At 73.7% G+C, this 19,524-nt stretch carries 20 protein-coding genes; 9 read left to right on the forward strand and 11 right to left on the reverse strand.

Annotation, left to right across the window (positions count from 1 at the left end):
- Positions 1–422 precede the first annotated feature (422 nt).
- Positions 423–2,375, forward strand: a complete 1,953-nt coding sequence (locus tag AC061S_RS04655; protein WP_478684529.1) for a bifunctional metallophosphatase/5'-nucleotidase — start codon at positions 423–425, stop codon at positions 2,373–2,375.
- A 28-nt stretch (positions 2,376–2,403) separates the two neighbouring features.
- On the opposite strand, the gene AC061S_RS04660 is transcribed toward AC061S_RS04655, so the two are convergent.
- Both AC061S_RS04660 and AC061S_RS04665 read right to left on the reverse strand, forming a co-directional pair.
- Positions 2,404–3,819, reverse strand: coding sequence for a sensor histidine kinase (locus AC061S_RS04660; RefSeq protein WP_478684530.1), 1,416 nt, complete (start codon positions 3,817–3,819; stop codon positions 2,404–2,406).
- Positions 3,812–4,489, reverse strand: coding sequence for a response regulator transcription factor (locus tag AC061S_RS04665; RefSeq protein WP_243333090.1), 678 nt, complete (start codon positions 4,487–4,489; stop codon positions 3,812–3,814). The genes AC061S_RS04660 and AC061S_RS04665 overlap by 8 nt, the downstream gene beginning before the upstream one ends.
- Before the next feature lie 132 nt (positions 4,490–4,621).
- On the opposite strand from AC061S_RS04665, the gene AC061S_RS04670 reads away from it, so the two are divergent.
- Positions 4,622–5,326, forward strand: a complete 705-nt coding sequence (locus AC061S_RS04670) for a PepSY domain-containing protein (RefSeq protein ID WP_478684531.1) — start codon at positions 4,622–4,624, stop codon at positions 5,324–5,326.
- A gap of 107 nt (positions 5,327–5,433) precedes the next feature.
- Here AC061S_RS04670 and AC061S_RS04675 read toward each other — a convergent pair whose 3' ends face one another.
- A complete protein-coding gene (locus tag AC061S_RS04675; protein WP_478684532.1) occupies positions 5,434–7,083 on the reverse strand; it encodes an AMP-binding protein in 1,650 nt (549 codons plus the stop codon).
- 164 nt (positions 7,084–7,247) lie between these two features.
- On the opposite strand from AC061S_RS04675, the gene AC061S_RS04680 reads away from it, so the two are divergent.
- A complete protein-coding gene (locus tag AC061S_RS04680) occupies positions 7,248–8,237 on the forward strand; it encodes an amidohydrolase family protein (protein ID WP_478684533.1) in 990 nt (329 codons plus the stop codon).
- A gap of 133 nt (positions 8,238–8,370) precedes the next feature.
- Here the strand turns inward: AC061S_RS04680 and AC061S_RS04685 are convergent, their stop codons facing one another.
- Entirely contained in the window at positions 8,371–9,117 is a 747-nt protein-coding gene (locus AC061S_RS04685) for an anti-sigma factor (protein WP_478684534.1), read from the reverse strand.
- Positions 9,114–9,725: an ECF RNA polymerase sigma factor SigK gene (sigK, locus tag AC061S_RS04690; protein WP_478684535.1), complete on the reverse strand. Its 612-nt coding sequence runs from the start codon at positions 9,723–9,725 to the stop codon at positions 9,114–9,116. Before sigK ends, AC061S_RS04685 begins: the two co-directional genes overlap by 4 nt.
- 372 nt (positions 9,726–10,097) lie before the next feature.
- Here sigK and AC061S_RS04695 point away from each other — a divergent pair, with 372 nt between their 5' ends.
- From AC061S_RS04695 to AC061S_RS04720, 6 genes are all read left to right on the forward strand, one after another.
- Positions 10,098–10,337 carry a chaplin gene (locus AC061S_RS04695; RefSeq protein WP_478684536.1) on the forward strand — a complete coding sequence of 80 codons (240 nt, stop codon included), beginning with the start codon at positions 10,098–10,100 and terminating at the stop codon, positions 10,335–10,337.
- An 81-nt stretch (positions 10,338–10,418) separates the two neighbouring features.
- The gene (locus tag AC061S_RS04700; RefSeq protein WP_478684537.1) at positions 10,419–10,628 is read left to right on the forward strand and encodes a hypothetical protein; all 210 of its coding nucleotides are present in this window, start codon (positions 10,419–10,421) and stop codon (positions 10,626–10,628) included.
- A 30-nt stretch (positions 10,629–10,658) separates the two neighbouring features.
- Positions 10,659–12,248 (forward strand): molybdopterin-dependent oxidoreductase, encoded by a 1,590-nt coding sequence (locus tag AC061S_RS04705; RefSeq protein WP_478684538.1) that lies wholly within the window; start codon positions 10,659–10,661, stop codon positions 12,246–12,248.
- 89 nt (positions 12,249–12,337) lie between these two features.
- Positions 12,338–12,991, forward strand: coding sequence for a fasciclin domain-containing protein (locus AC061S_RS04710; protein WP_478684539.1), 654 nt, complete (start codon positions 12,338–12,340; stop codon positions 12,989–12,991).
- 269 nt (positions 12,992–13,260) lie between these two features.
- Positions 13,261–13,902: an RDD family protein gene (locus AC061S_RS04715; RefSeq protein WP_478684556.1), complete on the forward strand. Its 642-nt coding sequence runs from the start codon at positions 13,261–13,263 to the stop codon at positions 13,900–13,902.
- 333 nt (positions 13,903–14,235) lie between these two features.
- Positions 14,236–15,288, forward strand: coding sequence for a LacI family DNA-binding transcriptional regulator (locus AC061S_RS04720; protein ID WP_478684540.1), 1,053 nt, complete (start codon positions 14,236–14,238; stop codon positions 15,286–15,288).
- A 97-nt stretch (positions 15,289–15,385) separates the two neighbouring features.
- On the opposite strand, the gene AC061S_RS04725 is transcribed toward AC061S_RS04720, so the two are convergent.
- From AC061S_RS04725 to AC061S_RS04750, 6 genes are read right to left on the reverse strand one after another with little or no spacing between them, the layout of a single operon-like run.
- Positions 15,386–15,736, reverse strand: coding sequence for a TcmI family type II polyketide cyclase (locus AC061S_RS04725; protein ID WP_478684541.1), 351 nt, complete (start codon positions 15,734–15,736; stop codon positions 15,386–15,388).
- A 20-nt stretch (positions 15,737–15,756) separates the two neighbouring features.
- Positions 15,757–16,236 (reverse strand): SRPBCC family protein, encoded by a 480-nt coding sequence (locus tag AC061S_RS04730; RefSeq protein WP_478684542.1) that lies wholly within the window; start codon positions 16,234–16,236, stop codon positions 15,757–15,759.
- 1 nt (position 16,237) lies between these two features.
- The gene (locus tag AC061S_RS04735) at positions 16,238–16,495 is read right to left on the reverse strand and encodes a phosphopantetheine-binding protein (protein ID WP_112448182.1); all 258 of its coding nucleotides are present in this window, start codon (positions 16,493–16,495) and stop codon (positions 16,238–16,240) included.
- 18 nt (positions 16,496–16,513) lie between these two features.
- Positions 16,514–17,749, reverse strand: a complete 1,236-nt coding sequence (locus tag AC061S_RS04740; RefSeq protein WP_478684543.1) for a ketosynthase chain-length factor — start codon at positions 17,747–17,749, stop codon at positions 16,514–16,516.
- On the reverse strand, positions 17,746–19,029 hold the full coding sequence (locus AC061S_RS04745; RefSeq protein ID WP_243333072.1) for a beta-ketoacyl-[acyl-carrier-protein] synthase family protein: 1,284 nt from the start codon (positions 19,027–19,029) through the stop codon (positions 17,746–17,748). Before AC061S_RS04745 ends, AC061S_RS04740 begins: the two co-directional genes overlap by 4 nt.
- Entirely contained in the window at positions 19,026–19,472 is a 447-nt protein-coding gene (locus AC061S_RS04750; protein ID WP_243333070.1) for a cupin domain-containing protein, read from the reverse strand. The genes AC061S_RS04745 and AC061S_RS04750 overlap by 4 nt, the downstream gene beginning before the upstream one ends.
- Positions 19,473–19,524 lie beyond the last annotated feature (52 nt).

Genomic DNA, 19,524 nt, shown 5'->3' on the forward strand with positions numbered 1-19,524 from the left:
GGGCGGGGGCTCCGGAGCGGGCCCGGGGGCCAGAACGGCCTGATCCCGACGGAGCGCGGGGGTAATGCCTTGCACGCCCCCGGCTCACGCCGGGAGGTCGCCGGGCGGGGTGTCCGGCGGGGTGCCGGGCAGGGCATGCCGCCGGGCACCGGGCAGGGCATGCGGCCGGATTCCGGGGATGGCATGCGGCCTGGCGCTGGGGAGGACGCCGGGCGGGATGCCTGGCGGGAGACCGGTTGGGAGACCTGGCAGCTCTGCAGGCAGGTCGGCGAGGCCGCCCGAGGCGGGCCGCTCGTCGACAGGGTGAAGTTCCCCGGAATTTCGACCCGGCGACGGACGCCGCGCCACGGACGGTCACCGGGCGCGTACAGACTGCTGCCGAGCGGGCGGGAGTTGACCCGTCGGCGGAATGGGGGGCGCTGATGGAAGAGTTCGGGCGGCGTCGGTTCCTGGCCCGGGCCGCCGGAGCCGCCGGGGCCTTCGGGGTCAAGGCGGTGACCGGCACCCCGGCGGCCGCCACCAACGCGGCGGGCGACGCCCCGAGCGCGGCCGGGTACGTGGACGTACAGCTGCTGCACATCGCCGACCTGCACGGCTACCTCTCCGCCGCCCCGGCCCGGGATTCCCTGATCACCGGCGCAGGCGGCCGTACGTACGCGGTCGGCGGGGTCGCCTACATGGCCACCCATCTCGCGCGGTTGCGGGCCGGCAAGGCCAACTCGTTCTTCTTCGCGCCGGGCGACCTCTTCTCCGGCTGGGAGTTCCCCGCCTTCACCCTCGCCGACGAGCCGACCATCGAGGCCCTGAACCGGCTCGGTCTGGACTTCGCGACCGCCGGCAACCACGAGTTCGACCGCACGCCCGGCTTCCTGCGCCGGCACATGGAGGAAGGGCTCCCCTACGACGGCGCGGGACTGACCAACACCTTCCCGGACTCCAGCGGCGCGCTCTTCCACGGCGCCGACTTCCGCTACTACAGCGCCAACGCCGTGTCCTCGGCGAGCGGGGAGACGGTGCTCCCCCCGTACAACATCGAGTGGGTGGACGCGCCGGGCGGGCGGCGGCTGCCCATCGGGTTCATCCATCTGACGGTCGTCGGCACCGAGACCTTCGGGAACTCCTTCCAGCCCGGCCTCACCACCCTCGACCAGCTCGCCGCCGCCAACCTCTGCGCCGCCCGGCTCAAGGCGCTCGGGGTGGGCGCCATCGTGCTGAGCATGCACGACGGGGCGGTGGCGGGCGGGGACTTCGACTCCGGCAGCGAACCCAGCGGTCCGGCCTACGAACTGGCGCTGCGCGTATCCCCGGACATCGACGCGATCGTCACCGGGCACTGGCACTGCGCCTTCAACATGATGGTCCCGGACCCCCTCGGGCGGCCGCGGCCCTTCGTCGAGGCCGGCTGCCACGGACAGATCATCGGCGAGATCACCCTGCGGCTCGACCCGGACACCGGTACGGTCGTCCGCGCGCTCACCAGCTCCGTCAACCACCCCAACACCCGTGACGTGGCCCCCGATCCGGTGCTCAAGGAGGTCGTCGACCACTGGACCGGCTACGCGCAGCGCCACGGGGCGGGGGTCATCGGGCGCCAGCGCGCCTCCTTCCGCCGCCGGCTCTCCCCGGCCGGGGAGTCCACCATGGGCAACCTCGCCGCCGACTGGGCGCTGTGGGCCGCCCGTCAGGCGCCCGATTCCTTCGACAGCAGCCCCCGGCCCGCCCGGTCCGGAGCCGACCTGGCTCTCATCGCGATCGCCCCGCGCGTGGGCCGCAGCGTGATCAACACCGACTTGCCCGCCGGTCCCGCCCTGGACGACCCGGTCAGCTTCGAGCGGGCCTGGCGGGCCGTGGGCTACGGGTGCCCGCTGGTCAGCGCCGAGGTGAGCGGGCGCCGGCTCCACGACGCCCTGGAGCAGCAGTGGGCACTGGACGCCTCCGGCGTGCTGACGTACGCCCCGCTCGCGGTGTCGGACAACGTCCGGTACTCCTTCGACGCGGCGGGGGCCGTCGGGGACCGGGTGGCGCCGGGCGACGTGCTCGTCGACGGTGTCCCGCTGCGGCCGGAGGCCTCGTACCGGATCGTGACCACCTCGTACACGCTCACGGGGCAGGACGGCTACCCCGCCCTCGGCGGCTACCGGGAGCCAGCCCGGCACCGGCGGGACACGGACGGCTTCCCGGCGTACGTCTCGGCCCTCGGCACCCTGGAGGCCGTGTCCACGGGCCGGGTCACCGTGAAGCCAGCCCCGCTCCTCGATCCCCCGGGCGACGAGGGCCTGCTGGTGACCCCGTCCGATCCGGTACCGGGGCTGCCCGCGCCCGTCGCGGCGGAGGAGGAGGCCGCGCGCGACGCGGGACGCCGGCCGGTCTGCTGAGCGGGCGCCGTCGGCATCCCGGGCTCTGTCAGGGGCCCAGCGGGAGCGTGGCGACCAGGCGGGCCCCCTTCGGGGAGTCCCGGACGGCGAGGGTGCCGCCGAGGCGCAGGGCGATGTCGCGGGCGATGGCCAGGCCCAGACCGGTGCCGCCCTCGTCGCGGGCGCGCGCGTCGTCGAGCCGGGTGAAGCGCTCGAAGACCCGCTCGCGGTCGGCGGGCGCGATGCCGGCTCCGTCGTCGGTCACCTCCAGGACGGCCTCGCCCCGGGACTCGTCCACGCGCAGGACGAGCGTGACCCGCTGCTCGGCGTGGCGGCCCGCGTTGTCCAGCAGGTTGGTGACGAGCCTCGACAGCCAGATCGTGCTGCCGCGGACCGCGATCCCGGGGGCGATGTCCGCCCGTACCGGCACCCGTTCGCCCCTGCGCGTACGGGCCGCTTCGCGGACCACCTCCGTGAGGTCGACGGCGGTGGCCGGCGGCGGCTCGGAGGTGTCGAGGCGGGCCAGCAGGAGCAGGTCGGCCGCGAGGTCCTGGAGCCGTACGGTGTCCTCCAGCGCGCCGCTGACCAGTTCGCCCCACAGCTCGGGATCCGGGTGGGCCTGCGCGACCTCCAACTGGGTGCGGAGCACCGTGATCGGGCTGCGCAGTTCGTGCGAGGCGTCCGCAATGAAGCGGCGCTGGCGGATGCCGGCCGCCTCCAGCCGGTCCAGGGTGGCGTTCATGGTGACGGCGAGCCGGGCCACCTCGTCGCGGGTGGGCGGAACGGGCACCCGCCGGTGCAGTTCCCGGTCGCCGATCTCGGCGACCTCGGCGCGGATCGCCTCGACGGGGCGCAGGGCCCAGCCGGTGACCCGCCAGGTGATCAGGGCCACGACCAGGACGAGCAGCGGGACCACGACGGCCAGCACCGCCATGATGGTCGCGTCGGCGGAGTCGGCGTCCCGGAGCGAGGTCCCCGCGTAGACGGTGACCAGGCCGTTCGCGGTGACGGTGGTGACCTGGACCACGCGCTGGCGGTGTTCCTGGCGGGCCCGGCCGCCCTTCCAGGTGTCGCGGACCGTGCCGGGCGCGACGGGCGGCTCGGGGACGAGGGCGGGCCGGCCGCTGAGGTCGGGGCTGGCCGCGAGCACCCGGCCCCGCGCGTCGACGACCTGGAAGAAGTCGGTCCCGCGGCCCGGGGGCGGTAGGGAGTCCAGCCGGCCGGTGGCCGCCAGCGCGGCCACCTTGACGGCCTGCCGTTCGGCATCCTGCTGGGCGCTCATGGTCAGGTTGGTCTCCAGGGCCCCGAGCAGGGCGAAGGAGGCCACGCCCAGGGCCAGGGCCACCACGGCGGACGCCCCGAGGGTGGCCTGGGCGCGGACGGACCGCGGACGGAGCCGGGACACGCCCCCGCGCAGCCTGTACGCGAGCCGGCCGCGGCGGTGGGGCTGGTCGGGCTCAGCCACCGTCGGCCGCCAGCCGGTAGCCGGCACCCCGGACGGTCTCCACCGCGGCCCGGCCGAAGGGTGCGTCTATCTTCCGGCGCAGGGCGCTGACGTGAACCTCGACGACGTTGAGGTCCCCTTCGTAGGCGGCGTCCCAGACGTGCTCGAGGATGTCCCGCTTGGGTACGACCTCGCCGGCCCGGCGCGCCAGGTGCACCAGGACGGCGAACTCGCGCGCGGTCAGCCGGGCTTCGACGCCGCCGCGCGTGCAGCGCTGCCGGGCCGGGTCGACGAGGAGGTCGCCGAACTCCATGACCTGCGGGCTGCGGCGGCCGGTCCGCCGGATCAGGGCCCGGAGGCGGGCCACGAGGACCACGTAGGAGAAGGGCTTGGAGAGGAAGTCGTCGGCTCCGGTGTCCAGGGCCTCGGCCTCGTCGTACTCGCCGTCCTTGGCGGTGAGCATGAGGATGCCGGACTCGCAGCCGGCCGCGCGCAGCCGGGCGCAGACCCGGTAGCCGTTGAGGCCGGGCAGCATGATGTCGAGCACGATGGCGTCGTAGTCGTGCTCGCCGGCCATCCACAGGCCTTGCGGTCCGTCGTGTGCCGTGTCCACAGTGAAGCCCTCGGCCCGCAGACCACGTTGCAGGGCGGCGGCAAGCCGCCGCTCGTCCTCGACCACCAGTACGCGCATGGGGCAAGGTTCTCAGGTCGCGCCGCCGGTTTGCTGAAGGGTTCTTCAGCTCGCTTCAGCGGGGCTTCAGCATCCTGCTCGCAGGATCGGCCGAGTCGGGCACGTCGCCCGGAGAACGCGAGGAGCATCCAGATGACTCAGTCCAGTCCGCAGCCGCCCGAGTACCCCCCGGCCGCTGCTGTTCCCGTCGAGGGCAGCGGCGAGGGCAGCGGCGACCCGGCCGGCAAGGCGACGGGGCGCGGCGCCCGGATCGCCCGCTTCACCCGGTTCGCCCGTGAGGGGCGGGGGCGCTGGGTGGCGCTCGGGCTCGTGGTGGTGGCCTCCGCCGGAGCGGGGGCCGCGGTGGGAGCCGCGGCGGACCACGACCACGACGTCCGCCGCACGCGCGCGGAGCGAATGTGGGACCGGTTCGACGTAGAGCGGCAGAGGGGCGGCGAGATGACGGCTCCGCTTCCGGCGCGCCCCGGGAAGCCGGGAGAGCCCGGGATGCCCGGCCTGCGGGGGCAGAAGGGCGAGCGGGGCGTCTTCCCGCCGGACGGCTCGGTGCGGCCCGGGATGCCCGACGGCGAGGAGGGGGGCGTCGCGGTCGGGCCCGACCGGGCACCCGTACCGCTGCCCGCGCTGCCGGCGGCGCAGGCCCTGCAGAAGGCGGAGGCCGCCGTGCCCGGCGGCAAGGCCGAGGCACTGCGCGCGATCGCCCAGGAGGGCGGCGGGAGCGCCTGGCGCGTGGTGGTCCTCGGCTCCGACGGGGTCCGGCACGTCGTGACCCTGGCCGGCGCCGACGGCACGGTCACGAGCAACACGGTCGCGGGGAGGGGCGCCGGGGCGGCCCGCTGAGCGGGTACGGGCGCACGTCCGGGTCCCCTACCGCGGCGACGGCGGTACGGGACACCGGACGCCTCGCGCCTCGTCGCGTCGCCGTGTCGTCCACGGGTGAGCCCCCGTCAGGCGGGGAGGTCCAGCAGCCGGGCCGCAGCCTCCCGCATCTCGACCTTGCGGATCTTGCCCGTCACCGTCATGGGGAACTCCTCCACGACGTGGACGTAGCGCGGGATCTTGAAGTGGGCCAGCCGGCCGGCACAGTAGGCGCGCACGGCCGCCGCGGTCAGCGGCTCGGCGCCCTCGCGCATCCGTACCCACGCCATGAGCTCCTCCCCGTACTTCGGGTCGGGCACGCCGATCACCTGCACGTCCAGGACGTCGGGGTGGGCGTGCAGGAACTCCTCGATCTCGCGCGGGTACAGGTTCTCGCCGCCGCGGATCACCATGTCCTTGATCCGGCCGGTGATGCTCAGGTACCCGTCCCCGTCCATGACGGCGAGGTCGCCGGTGTGCATCCAGCGGGCCGCGTCGACGGCCTCGGCGGTGCGCTCGGGCTGGTCCCAGTAGCCGAGCATGACCGAGTAGCCCCGGGTGCACAGTTCGCCGGGTTCGCCGCGCGGGACGGTCCGGCCGGTGGCCGGGTCGACCACCTTGACCTCCAGATGCGGCCCGACGCGGCCCACGGTCGAGACCCGGCGCTCCACGGAGTCGTCCACCCGCGTCTGCGTGGAGACCGGCGAGGTCTCCGTCATGCCGTAGCAGATGGACACCTCGCGCATGCCCATCCGGTCGATGACCTCCTTCATCACCTCGACCGGGCAGGGCGAGCCCGCCATGATGCCCGTCCGCAGGCTGGAGAGGTCGTAGGTCTCGAAGTCCGGGTGGGCCAGCTCGGCGATGAACATGGTGGGGACCCCGTAGAGCGAAGTGCAGGCCTCCGCCTGGACGGCGGCCAGGGTGGCGCCCGGGTCGAAGGCGGGCGCGGGAATGACCATGGCCGCGCCGTGGCTGGTGCAGGCGAGGTTCCCCATGACCATGCCGAAGCAGTGGTAGAAGGGCACCGGGATGCAGACCCGGTCCTGCTCGGTGTAGCGGCACGACTCGCCCACGAAGTAGGCGTTGTTGAGGATGTTGTGGTGCGACAGGGTCGCCCCCTTGGGGAAGCCGGTGGTCCCCGACGTGTACTGGATGTTCACGGGGTCGTCGGGGCTCAGCGCGGCCTGGGCGCGAAGCAGTTCGGCCCGCCCCGCGTGGTCGGCGCGGCGGCCGCGTTCCGTGAGGGAGTTCCAGAGCGGGCCGTCCAGCAGGGCGGTGAACTCCAGTGCCGGACAGCGCGGCCCGACCTCCTCGATCATGGCCGCGTAGTCGGAGGTCTTGAACCGGTCCGCCGCGACCAGCAGCCGGATCCCGGACTGGCGCAGGACGTACTCCAGCTCGTGGGAGCGGTAGGCCGGATTCACGGTGACCAGGACCGCGCCGATCCTGGCGGTGGCGTACTGCACCAGCGTCCACTCGGGGCGGTTGGGGGCCCAGATGCCGACCCGGTCCCCCTTGGCGATCCCGAGGTCCAGCAGGCCGAGCGCGAGGGCGTCCACGTCGGCGGCGAACTCCGCGTACGTCCAGCGGCGCCCGGAAGCCATGTCGACGAGGGCGTCGCGGCCGGGGAACCTGCGGACGGTGCGGTCCAGGTTCTCGCCGATGGTGTCGCCCAGCAGCGGCACCTCGCAAGCCCCGGACGCGTAGCTCGGCTCGACGGACGGCACGGACGGCACGGACGGCACATGGACCCCCTGGGCTCGGTGGCGGGCGCCGGAGCCCCATCGCACCGGCGCCCCCTCATGATCTACGCGGCCCGCGGCCGGGGCCAGACCCCGGTGGGGCGCGGTGCGGCGGCCCCCGATTGGCCCGGCCCGTGGGCAGGGCGTTCCATCGAAGGGTGAGCACTCCGACAGCGGCGCCGGGCTCGCGGATCGACGTGCACGCCCATCTGTGGACCCCCGCCTATCTGGACCGGCTCGAACGGCTGGGCCGGACCGACACGGGCACCCAGCGCGGGATCGGCGCGGACGCCACCCCGGCCGACCTCGACCACCGCTTCGCCCTCATGGACCGGACGGGCGTCTCCCGCCAGGTGCTGTCCGTACCCCCGCAGTCCCCGCACCTGACCCGGCAGGCCGACGCGGTGGAGCTGGCCCGCGCGGTGAACGAGTCGTACGCGGAGCTGGTCTCCCGCTGGCCCGGGCGTTTCCTCGCCTTCGCCGCGCTGCCGCTGCCGCACGTGGACGCCGCGCTGCGCGAGCTCGCGTACGCCCTCGACGAGCTCGGCATGGTGGGGGCGGCCGTCACCACGACCGTACGCGGCCTCACCCTGGCCGATCCGCTCTTCCATCCGCTGTACGAGGAGCTCGACCGGCGCGGTGCGGTGCTGTACGTCCACCCGGCGGGCGAGGGCGCCGGCAGCCCGCTGATCACCGGGCACCGCATGACGTGGATGGTCGGAGCACCGGTCGAGGACACGGTCGCCGTCATGCACCTCATCCTGGCGGGCCTGCCGCTGCGCTACCCCCGGATGCGGATCCTGGCCTCCCACCTCGGCGGCGCGCTGCCGATGCTGCTGCGCCGCCTCGACGACCACCTGGCCTTCGAGTCCCCGGAGACGCCCGAGCCGCCCTCGGTGGCGGCCCGCCGGCTCTGGTACGACACCGTCGCGCACGGCCACGGGCCCGCGCTGGCCGCGGCGGCGGCCTCGTTCGGCGCGGACCGCCTCGTGCTCGGCACGGACTTCCCTTACGAGGACGGGGAGGTGTTCGTGCGGGCGGTCTCCTACGTCTCCGAGTCGGGGCTGCCCCCGCGGGAGGCCGCCGCGATCCTCGACACGAACGCGGCGGCGCTGCTCGGCCGCCCCGTGAACCCGGCGGGCCCGTGAACCCGGCGGGCCCGTGAACCCGGCGGGTGCGTGAACCCGGCGGGTGCGTGACCCCTGCCGCCGGCCCCTGGCCCCGGCCGGCGGGTGACCGGAGCCCTCGCTCCCGGCCACCCGTCCGGGTGGGCCGTACCCGTTACGCCGGGAGGGTGAGCAGGACCAGGGGGCTGGTCGTCGGCTGCGGCGATCCTCCGGCGGGCTCCAGGGTCAGGCCGACCGCCGTGGCCGTGCCGAGGCCGCCGTCCAGCACGGCCGCCCCGTCGCCGGTGAGGAAGCCGGCCGGGCGCATCGTGCCGCCGTCGGCGAGCCAGAGCTGGTACGTGCGCCCCTCCCCCGCAGCCGGCAGCCGGTCGGCGAGGAACACCGCCCGGTCCCGGGCCGCGGAGGTGATCACCGTCGCGGCGGCTCCGCCGCTGGTGCGGCCGTGAACCGTACGGGCGTCCGGGGCCGTGACCACCGCCCGCAGCTCCTGGCTGCGCGCCTCGGCCTGCCGGGCCTCCTGCCGGGCCCGGTCCGCCTGCCCGCTCTCGTAGAGCGCGGCGCCGCCGAAGAGCGCCGCCCCGACGAGGGAGGCGGCGACGACGAAGGCCCCGGCCTTGCGCGGGAGCCGGTCCAGGAATCCGGCCGCCCGGCGGACGCCGACCCTCGGGGGCACCTGCCGGACGGTCTCGATGCGGGCGAGGACCTCCGCCTTCAACCGCGGCGGAGGCGCGAGGGCCACGGCGGCCGCAAGTCGGCCGGCCGTGGCGGAGAACTCCGCGACGTCCCCGGAGCACGGCGCGCAGCGGGCCAAGTGCCTTGAGAAGGCCTCCTGTTCACCCGGGCCGAGCGCGTCCAGTACGTAGGCCGCGGTGAGGGTGTGCAGTTCTTCGTCGTGCTTCACGTGGTCACCCCCATGCAGTCGCGCAGGCGGATCAGTCCGTCGCGCATCCGGGTCTTGATCGTGGGAAGAGGAGTCTGGAGGGTCTCGGCGACCTCACGGTAGGTCAGCCCCTGGTAGTAGGCGAGGGTGACGGCCTGGCGCTGGAGCTCGGTCAGCCGGCGCAGGCAGCGTTTGACCTGATCGCGTTCGAGCCGGCTCTCCACCTGCTCGCTCACCTCGTCGAAGGGCCGTTCCTGGCCGCGTACGCCCACGTCGTGCTCGCGGGTGGCCGAGGCCTGGGCGGAGCGGACCCGGTCGACCGCCCGGCGGTGGGCGATCGTGGCCACCCAGGCCATGACGCTCCCCTGGTCGGGGCGGAAGCGGGCGGCCTGGCGCCACACGTCGATCATCACCTCCTGGGCGACCTCCTCCGACTGGGCGCGGTCGCGCACCACCTTGACCGCGATGCCGAAGACGGTTCCGGCCACGGCGTCGTACAGCGCGGAGAAGGCGTCCTGGTCGCCCTGGGCGACGCGCGCCATCAGCTCCGCGAGCTCCGCCGCGGCCGAACCGGGTCCGGTGCCGCCGCCCGGGCCGGGGCCGGGGAAGCGCAGCTTCTCGGGGTTCACCTGAGCGGCCCCCCGGTACGGCCGGGCCCTGGCGGGCACGCCGGGCACGCCGGGGACGCGAGGGGGTCTCGCCGGTCCATCCATCGCATGAACGATCCTTCGTGGCAGGCGCACCTGTTCCCCGTCCGCCGAGGTCGCGGTGCGCGCCGGGTCCTTGCTGTCTCACCCTGTCTTCGGAGCCGGTCCGCGCGCGGATTGGCCGACATACACGCGAAAGGGCATCCGTTCGGGGGAACCGGCACCCCGGGACCAAACCGCGCCGGGGGGCCGGGCCGAAGGAGGGCTGCGGGCCCGTTCCAGGGGCCGCCGCGCGGCGGGTCACGGGGCTGGGCCCCGGAGTCCGCCGCCGCACAGCCAGCAAGGAGATCTGTCGTGTCGCGTGTCCTCAAGACTGCCGCACTCGCCCTCGCTTCGGGCGCCCTTCTCGTGGGCGGGGCCTCGGCGGCCTCGGCCGACGCCGGAGCCCAGGGCATCGCCGCCCACTCCCCGGGGGTCGGCTCGGGCAACCTGATCCAGATCCCCATCCACATCCCGGTCAACGCGTGCGGCAACTCGATCAGCGTGATCGGGCTGCTCAACCCCGCGTTCGGCAACACCTGCGTCAACGCCTGACGGGTCGCCGGGACCGCAGTCTCCGGCCCGCCGCCGGATACGGGGCGGCAGCGGGCCGGTGGTCCTCCGGACCGGCGGGGAGTGGGTCGCACTCCTGAGCGCCGCCGGGTCCCGGAGGACCCGTGCGGGCGGCGGCCGTCGGCGCCGCCGCCCGCGTGCGCGGGCCGTACGGGCTTCTCCCCGTACGGCCCGTTCACCCCGTACGGCCCGTTCACCCCGTACGGCCTGTTCACCCCGTACGACCGGCGCACAAAGGTCAACACACCGACGGATCTTCACGTGATCGGATGACCGGCCCATCCGGGAGGGGTCCCGCGCCGAATGAGGGTCGTGAGCATCAACCGAAGGAGAGTCGAGCGCGGCGCCCTCGCCGCGGCGAGCGGCCTGTTGGCGGGTTACGCGGCACTGGCCGCCGCCGAGCTGACCGCGTCCCTGGTGCGGCCGCAGGCGGGACCGCTCACGGTGATCGGCGGGGCGGCCATCGACCGCACTCCGGCGGCGCTCAAGGACTTCGCCATCCGCACCTTCGGCGAGAACGACAAGCTGGTCCTCCAGGCCGGCATCCTCGCCACCGTCGGCCTCCTGGCCGCCCTGCTGGGGATGTTCGCCCTGCGCCACCGCCGTACGGGGGCGGCCGGGGTCATGGCCTTCGGTTTCCTCGGGGCGGCTGCGGCCCTCGGCCGGCCCGACGCGGCCGGGGCGGGGGACGTACTGCCCTCGCTCGTGGGGGCCGCGGCCGGAGCACTGGTGCTGTACCTGCTGGTGGGGAAGGTGGGAGCCCCCGCCGCCGGGCCCTCCGCCGACACCGCCCCGCCCGCCGCCTGGAACCGGCGGGGCTTCCTCCTAGCGGCGGGTGTCACCACGATCGCCGCCACCGGCGCGGGCGCCCTCGGCCGGGCCCTGACCGGCCGGCGCGGCGAGGGCGCCACCGCCTCCCGTGCCGCCGTACGCCTGCCCGCTCCCGCTTCGCCCGCCGCGCCGATCCCGGCCGGGGCGGCCCTGCGGATTCCCGGGGTCAGCGCCTTCACCACACCGAACAAGGAGTTCTACCGTGTCGACACCGCCCTCGTGGTTCCCAAGGTCGACGCCGACACCTGGCGGCTGCGCATCCACGGCAAGGGCGTCTCCCGCCCGCGCTCCTACTCCTTCGCCGAACTCCTCCAACGCCCGCTGATCGAAAGGGACATCACCCTCACCTGCGTTTCGAACGAGGTCGGCGGACCCTACGCGGGCTCCGCGCGCTGGCTCGGCGTACGCCTGTCGGACCTGTTGCGGGAGGCGGGCGTCCAGCCACCCTCGCGCGGCGGCCGGGCCGACCAGCTGATCGCCCGCTCGGTGGACGGGATGACGCTGGGCACCCCCGTCGAGGAGATCATGGACGGCCGGGACGCGATGCTGGCCGTCGCCATGAACGGCGAGCCGCTCCCCTTCGAGCACGGCTTCCCGGTCCGGATGGTCGTACCCGGTCTCTACGGCTACGTCTCCGCCTGCAAGTGGATCCGGGAGATCGAGCTCACCACCTTCGACTCCTACGACCCGTACTGGGTCAAGCGCGGCTGGGCGCGCCGGGCTCCGGTCAAGACGCAGGCCCGGATCGACACTCCCAAGCCCTTCGCCCGCATCCCGGCCGGGACCGTGGCGGTGGCCGGAGTGGCGTGGGCCCAGCACCGCGGCATCGAGCGGGTCGAGGTCCAGATCGACGACGGGCCGTGGCAGGAGGCCTCGCTCGCGGCGCAGGCCACCACCGACACCTGGCGCCAGTGGTCCTTCGACTGGAAGGCCGCGCCGGGCGGCCACCGGCTGACCGTCCGCGCCACGGACGGCCGGGGCGAGGTGCAGACCGAGCTGCGGACCCGCACCATCCCGGACGGCGCGAGCGGCCGGCACGGCGTCTTCGTCACGGTCGACTGACCCAAGAGGCGCCGGTTTCACGCCACTTCACACATTTTCTCCCTTCCTCTCGAATTCCACATTCACCAACCCCTTCTCTGGAGAACACCATGAACACCCTTCGTTTCCGCCGTACCGCCCTCGCCGTCGCCACGGCAGCCGTACTGCCCTTCGCACTGGCCGCCTGCTCCGACTCCGACTCCGGCAAGGACGCGGCCGCGGGTGCTGTCGCCGAGGCCAGTTCGGACGCCTCCTCCCCCGCCGCGGACGCCTCGGCACCGATGACGGCTGACGGACCCTTCGGTGCCGCGTGCGCCGGTGTCCCGAAGGAGGGCGCGGGCAGCTTCGACGGCATGGCCAAGGACCCGGTCGCGACCGCCGCGTCCAACAACCCGGCGCTGTCCACCCTGGTGGCGGCCGTCAAGCAGGCCGGGCTCGTCGACACGCTCAACAACGCCAAGGACATCACGGTGTTCGCGCCGACCAACGACGCCTTCGCCAAGATCCCGAAGGCCGACCTCGACAAGGTCCTCGCCGACAAGGCCACCCTGACCAAGATCCTCACGTACCACGTGGTCGGCGAGAAGCTGACGCCGAAGCAGCTCGAGAACGGCTCCTTCACCACGCTGGAGACCGGGAAGGTGACCACCACCGGCTCGGGCGAGTCCTACAAGGTCAACGGCACGTCCAACGTGGTCTGCGGCAACGTCCCGACCGCGAACGCCACCGTCTACATCGTGGACACCGTCCTGATGCCGAAGTAGGAGCGGTGGCGCCGAACCGGTGACCCGCAGGGGCGCCGGTCGTTGTAGAAGCGGTCAGCGAAGTGGCCCCCGGAGTCCCGGACCCGTCCTCAGGGTCCGGGACTCCATGCCGTGTTCACCGGTCCGTCACGTGGTCGGCACACGTGACAACGGATTGGACAAGTGGCCGATGTTACTAACACCATGGCCCCGCAAGTTCGCGGCTGCGCAGGGGGGCAAACCCGCTCGTTTCACGTCCCTCCGCCGGGCCGCTCGTCCCCGTCACACCCCTGGAGAGACTTCGCCATGAGCTTCGGGGCGACCCGAACAACCCCTACGGCCAGCAGCAGGGCCAGCCCGGCTACCCGCAGCAGGCTCCGCAGGGTGTCCCCCCGCAGTACGGCTACCCGCAGCAGCCCGTGGGCGGCGTCCCCCCGCAGCAGCCGTACGGCGCGTACCCGCCGGCCGGGATGCCGGGTGGCATGCCGCCCATGCCGGGCACCGGAATGCCGCCGCTGGCGCACTGGGGCCTGCGCGTCGGTGCGACCCTCCTCGACGGTCTGATCATCGCGGGACCGATGTACGCCCTCGGCTTCATCGACCTCGCCATGAGCGACGACGCGGGCGCCTCCGGGCCCGGCGTCTTCTTCTTGATCGGCTGGCTCTACGCCGTCGGCATGGGCATCTTCCAGCTCTACAAGGAAGGCGCGACCGGCCAGTCGATCGGCAAGAAGATCGTCGGGATCAGCGTGCGCCGCGAGGCCGACGGCAGCGTCCTCGGCTTCGGCATGGCCTTCGTCCGCAAGCTGGCGCACTTCCTCGACGGCATCGCCTGCTACATCGGCTACCTGTGGCCGCTGTGGGACGCCAAGAAGCAGACCTTCGCCGACAAGGTGTGCAACACCGTCGTCATCGTGGTCCCCAAGGGCTGACACGGCCCGGCGTCGGGGCCCGTCCGGATTCCGGGGGGGCCCCGACGCGTTACCCGCCCGTACCGCCGGGAGCGCTCTCAGCGTTCCCGGCGGTACGGGTTACCCTGCTGTCCGACAGAGCCGGGGTCCGCTAGTGCTGTGGCCGGAAAGGTTTGCCGGGTCGCGGTGTCCGGTGCGGTGCATCGCAAGGCGGAGGACCGCGACTCGTACTGGACGTACCGTCGTGGTCCGACAACGCGGCGAGGTGCCGTGCCGGGCGCCGTGACACGGTGAACCTTTCCGGCCACAGCACTAGGCCCTGGCCGCCGCCCCGGACACCCACGAGGAGCGCCCGTGGCCGAACAGGTTCCCGCCGGCCGGCCCACCCTGGAGGCGGTGGCCGCGCGCGCCGGGGTGTCCAGGGCCACCGCGTCCCGGGTCGTCAACGGCGGCGACGGCGTCCGCCCGCACCTGGTGGACAAGGTCCGCGCGGCCGTCCTGGACCTCGGCTACGTGCCCAACCACGCGGCCCGCACGCTGGTCACCCGGCGCACCGGGGCGGTCGCCGTGATCATCGCCGAGCCGGAGATCCGGATCTTCTCCGACCCCTTCTTCTCCCGCCAGGTCCGCGGCATCAGCAAGGAGCTGACCGCGCACGACACGCAGTTGGTCCTGCTCCTGGTGGAGCACCGCGGGGACTACGACCGGATCGAGCGGTATCTGGCGGGCGGCCACGTCGACGGCGCGCTCGCGTTCTCGCTGCACACCGACGACCCGCTGCCCGCGATCACGCGCCGCATCGGCATGCCCACCGTCTACGGCGGGCGGCCCGGCTGGACCGAACAGGCCGACGGAACCGGGCCCTGCGGTCCGGTCTCCTACGTCGACGCCGACAACCGAGGCGGTGCGCGCGAGGCCGTACGGTACCTGGTGTCCCGGGGGCGGCGGCAGATCGCGCACATCGCCGGGCCGCTGGACCAGACGTCGGCGACCGACCGGCTCGACGGGTACCGGGACGTGCTCCTCGACGCGGACCCGGCGCTGGTCGCCGAGGGTGACTTCACCACGGCCGGCGGCGCCCGCGCGATGGCCGAGCTGCTGGAGCGCTGCCCGGACCTCGACGCGGTGTTCGCCGCGAACGACCTGATGGCGACGGGTGCGCTGGGCGTGCTGCGCGAGCGGGGCCGGACCGTGCCGGGCGACGTGGCGCTGGTCGGCTTCGACGATGCCGAGCTGGTGGCGGAGAGCGCCGATCCGCCGCTGACGACCGTGCGCCAGGACATCGAGGGCATGGGACGCCTGATGGTCCGGCTGCTGCTGCGGTCCCTGGACCCGGCTCACGGATCGCACCGGGTGCCGGGATCCGTGATCACCCCGACCTCGCTGGTACTGCGCGGCTCCGCCTGAGGCACCGAGTCCCGAGGGACGGTGACACGGTGGCGGGCCCCGCACCAGGTGGGTGCGGGGCCCGAGGCCTGCCGGTCGCGCGGGTCGCTCCGTACGGCTAGCCCGTACGGGAGCCGCCCGGGCGCTCCGGGCGCTCCCAGCGGTAGAACTCCTGGGCCATGGCGTCCTTCGGGCTGCGCCAGGTCTCCGGGTTGTGCGGGCTGACGTAGGCGGTGAGCCGGTCGCTGAGGTCCCGGAACTCGGGGTGGCCGGTCACTTCGGCGATGGCCGGGCCGGGGGGCCGGTCGGATTCGATGAAGTGCATGTACACGTCGCCGAACTGGAAGAGGCTGCGGCGGGTGACCCCCACGAGGTGCGGCAACTCGCCCGCGTCCGAGGCCGCGAAGAGCTCGGCGATGTCGGGGGCGGACTGCGGCGCCATGCGGGCCACGATGAGTGCGCGGTGCATCCGGTGTGCTGCCTTTCGTCTCAGACGCGGCTGGCCGCGGGCGTGCGGCTCTCGCGTTCGCGTTGTTCGATCTTGTCCCGGATCAGCTCCAGCTGGATCTTGGAGTTGTGGTTGATGCGCTCGGTCATCCCGGCGTCGTCGACGGGTGCCTGCGGCTTCATCGCGAAGTCCTGGGTCCACACCATCCGGGTGCCGCCGGGGACTTCGAAGTACTGCCAGTGGATGTCCATGTGCTCGAACGGGCCGGTCTCGACCCGGCGGGCGCGCACGGTGCGGGTGACGGGGTCGGGCGTGCGTTCGGAGACCCAGCTCCACACGGTGCCGTTCTCGTCGGGGTGCATCGTCAGGCGGAAGCGGGTGGTGGGCCCGTCCTCCTCCAGGACCTCCAGCGAGGCGTACTCGCTGAACAGCCCGGGCCAGCTCTGGAGATCGTTGGTCATCTCCCAGACGGCGTCCATGGGCGCCTTGACGACGATTTCGTTCTCGGTGTGTCCTGCCATCTCAAGCTCCGGTCATGAGGCTGGTGTTGACGAGTTCGAGGAACTCCTTGGGGGTCTTGCAGCGGTCCGCGTCGGTGGGCAGGGCCCGGCCGCGCTGGTTCTCCAGCAGCCCGACGATGCCCAGCAGGCCCAGCGAGTCGAGGCCGTAGTCGTCGAACAGGGAGTCCGGGCGGTTCTTCATGTCGGCCGGGTCCACGGTGATGCCGGCCCCGGACTTCATCAGGGCGGCCAGCTCCTCGACGGTCAGTCGTTCGGACATGAGCGGCTCCTTCTGTCTCTAGGAGGGGATTCGGATGACGAGCGCGGCGTTGGAGCCCATGAGGCCCCGGCTCAGCACGAGCGCGGTGCGCAGCTCCGCCGGGCGGGCGCTGCCGGTCACCACGTCGAGGTCGTGGCACACGTCGAAGACGTTCGGCGTGGGCGGGACGATGCCGTGCTCCAGGGCGAGGACCGCGGCGGCGGTGTCGAGGGCGGGGGCGGCGCAATAGGCCCGGCCCGTCCCGGTCTTGGGCGCCGTGACCGGCACCTTGCGCCCGTGCGCTCCGAGGGCGGAGAGGATCGCGGCCGCCTCGGCCCGGTCGGCCTCCGGGGTGCCGAGCGCGTCGGCGAAGACCACGTCGACCTCCTCGGGGGCGCAGCCCGCGTCCCGCAGGGCGCCCTTGATGGCGTGGGCCAGGCCCTCGGCGGACGCGTCGGCCCGTTCGGGGTGGTGCGGGCCGGTGAAGGTCGCCGCGTGCCCGGCCAGCAGGGCCCGGACGGAGGCGCCGCGGCGCAGGGCCGCCTGCTCCTCCTCCACCAGGAACATCGCACCGCCCTCGGCGGGTACGAACCCGCAGGCCTTCTCGGTGAAGGGCCGGTAGGCGCGCTCCGGGTCCTCGTGGGTGCTCAGTGCCTCGTAGCCGAGCTGGCAGACGATGGAGTACGGGGCCAGGGGCGCCTCGGTGGCTCCGACCAGCATGGCCTTGCTGCCCTGGTTGATGGCCCGGGCGGCGTGCGCGAAGGCGTCGAGTCCGCCCGCCTCGTCGGCGGCGACCACCCCGCAGGGGCCCTTGAGGCCCCGGCGGATGGAGATCTGGCCGGTGCTGGCCGCGTAGAACCAGGCGATCGACTGGTACGGGCCGACGTAGCGCGGGCCCTGGCCCCAGAGGTGCTGCAGCTCGCGCTGGCCGAACTCGCCGCCGCCCGATCCGGCGGCGGTGACCACGCCGACCGAGAAGGGGTCGTCCTCGTAGTCGGCCCGGCCGAGCCGGCCGTCCTCCAGGGCGAGGTCGGCCGCGGCGAGGGCGTGGTGGGTGTAGCGGTCGGTCTGGACGAGGTAGCGCTCCTCGACCATCGAGGCCGCGTCGAAGCCCCGTACCTCGCCCGCCACGCGCAGCGGGAGGTGCTCGCAGCCCTCCCGGGTGACGCGGCCCAGGACGGAGGCGCCCGACTGGGTCGCCTTCCAGAAGGCCTCGGCTCCGATGCCGTTGGGTGCGACGATTCCGATGCCCGTGATGACCGTGCGGACGCTCACGAGACCACCTCCTCCTTGCGCTCGTCGGGGCGGGTCATGACGACCGCGGACTGGAAGCCGCCGAAGCCGCTGCCGACGGAGAGCACGTTGCGCAGCGTGCGCTCGCGGGCGACGCGCGGGACGTAGTCCAGGTCGCATTCGGGGTCGGGGGTCTCGTAGTTGGCCGTGGGCGGGACGACCTGGTGGGTCATCGCCAGGACGCAGGCGGCCAGTTCGATCGCCCCGATGGCGCCGAGCGAGTGCCCCACCATGGACTTGATGGAGGTCATCGGCGTCTTGTAGGCGTGGTCTCCCAGGACCTTCTTGACCGCCGCGGTCTCGTGGCGGTCGTTCTGCTTGGTCCCGGAGCCGTGCGCGTTGACGTAGTCGATCTCGCGGGCGTCGGTCCGGGCCTGGGCGAGGGCGGTTTCGATGGCGCGGGCCATCTCCAGGCCCTCGGTGGTCAGCCCCGTCATGTGGTGGGCGTTGCCGAAGGTGGCGTAGCCGCCGATCTCGCAGTAGACGGTCGCGCCGCGCGCGCGGGCGTGTTCCAGCTCTTCCAGGACGAGGACGGCGCCGCCTTCGCCGAGGACGAAGCCGTCACGGTCGGCGTCGAAGGGCCGGGAGGCGTGGGCGGGATCGTCGTTGTTGGGCGACGTGGCCTTGATGGCGTCGAAGCAGGCCACGGTGATCGGCGAGACGGGTGAGTCGGAGGCGCCGGCGATGCAGACGTCCATCTTGCCCTCGGCGATGGAGTGGAAGGCGTAGCCGATGGCGTCGAGCCCGGAGGTGCAGCCGGTGGAGACGGTCTGGACCGGTCCGCGCGCTCCCGTCTTCTCCGCCACGGCGGAGGCCAGGGTGGCCGGGGTGAAGGCGCGGTGCAGGTGGGCCCCGGCGAGCCGGTGGTCCACGTCCCACCAGTCGCCCGACTGGCTGACGGCCACGTAGTCGTGCTCCAGGCGGGTGGTGCCGCCCACGGCGGTGCCGAGGGAGACTCCGGTGCGCCAGGCCTCGTCCGTGGTGAGGTCGAGTCCGGCGTCGCGCACCGCCTCGGCCGCGGCCACCAGCGCGAACTGGATGTACCGGTCCGCGCGGGCCGCCTCCTCGGCGCCGAGGCCGTGTGCGGCGGGGTCGAAGTCGACCTCCGCGGCTATCCGGGAGCGGAAGCCGGTCGGGTCGAAGAGGGTGATGCCGCGGGTCGCCGTACGCCCGTTGGAGAGCAGCTCCCAGAAGGCTGAGGCGCCGATCCCACCGGGGGCGACGACGCCGACCCCGGTGACGGCCACGCGTCGGCGGGTCACGAGACCGCTCCCGCGCGGTCCGGGGGCCGCTCCCAGGCGGAACCCTCCGGGTGAACGGCCTCCTCGGTGTCCACGTGCCCGAGCTTCGGGTCCGGGGCGAGCGGTCCGAGGTGGAAGACCATGCGGGCCTCGGTGCCGCCGACGTTGCGGAACCGGTGGCGCACGTTCATCGGGACGAGGAGTCCCTGGTCGGTGAGGAGCGGGTGGGCCTCGCCGTCGAGGTCGACCTCCAGCTCACCGGCGACCACGTACACGAACTCCTCGGAGTACGGGTGGTAGTGCTCGGCGATGTGCTCGCCCGGCGCCATGACGGCCAGCCCCATGAAGCCGCTGGTGCAGCCCACCGAGGTCGGTGTGAGGACGGCCCTCAGGTCGCCGCCGCGCCTCGTGTTGGGCTGCGTCTCGCTGAGGTCCACGATGTGCGGTGGGCGTTGTCTGGTCATGGCGGGGGTTCCTCCTGGCGGTGGGGAGCCTGGACGGGGCTGGTGGGTGGGG

The sequence above is a fragment of the Streptomyces sp. CA189 genome (assembly GCF_056428985.1).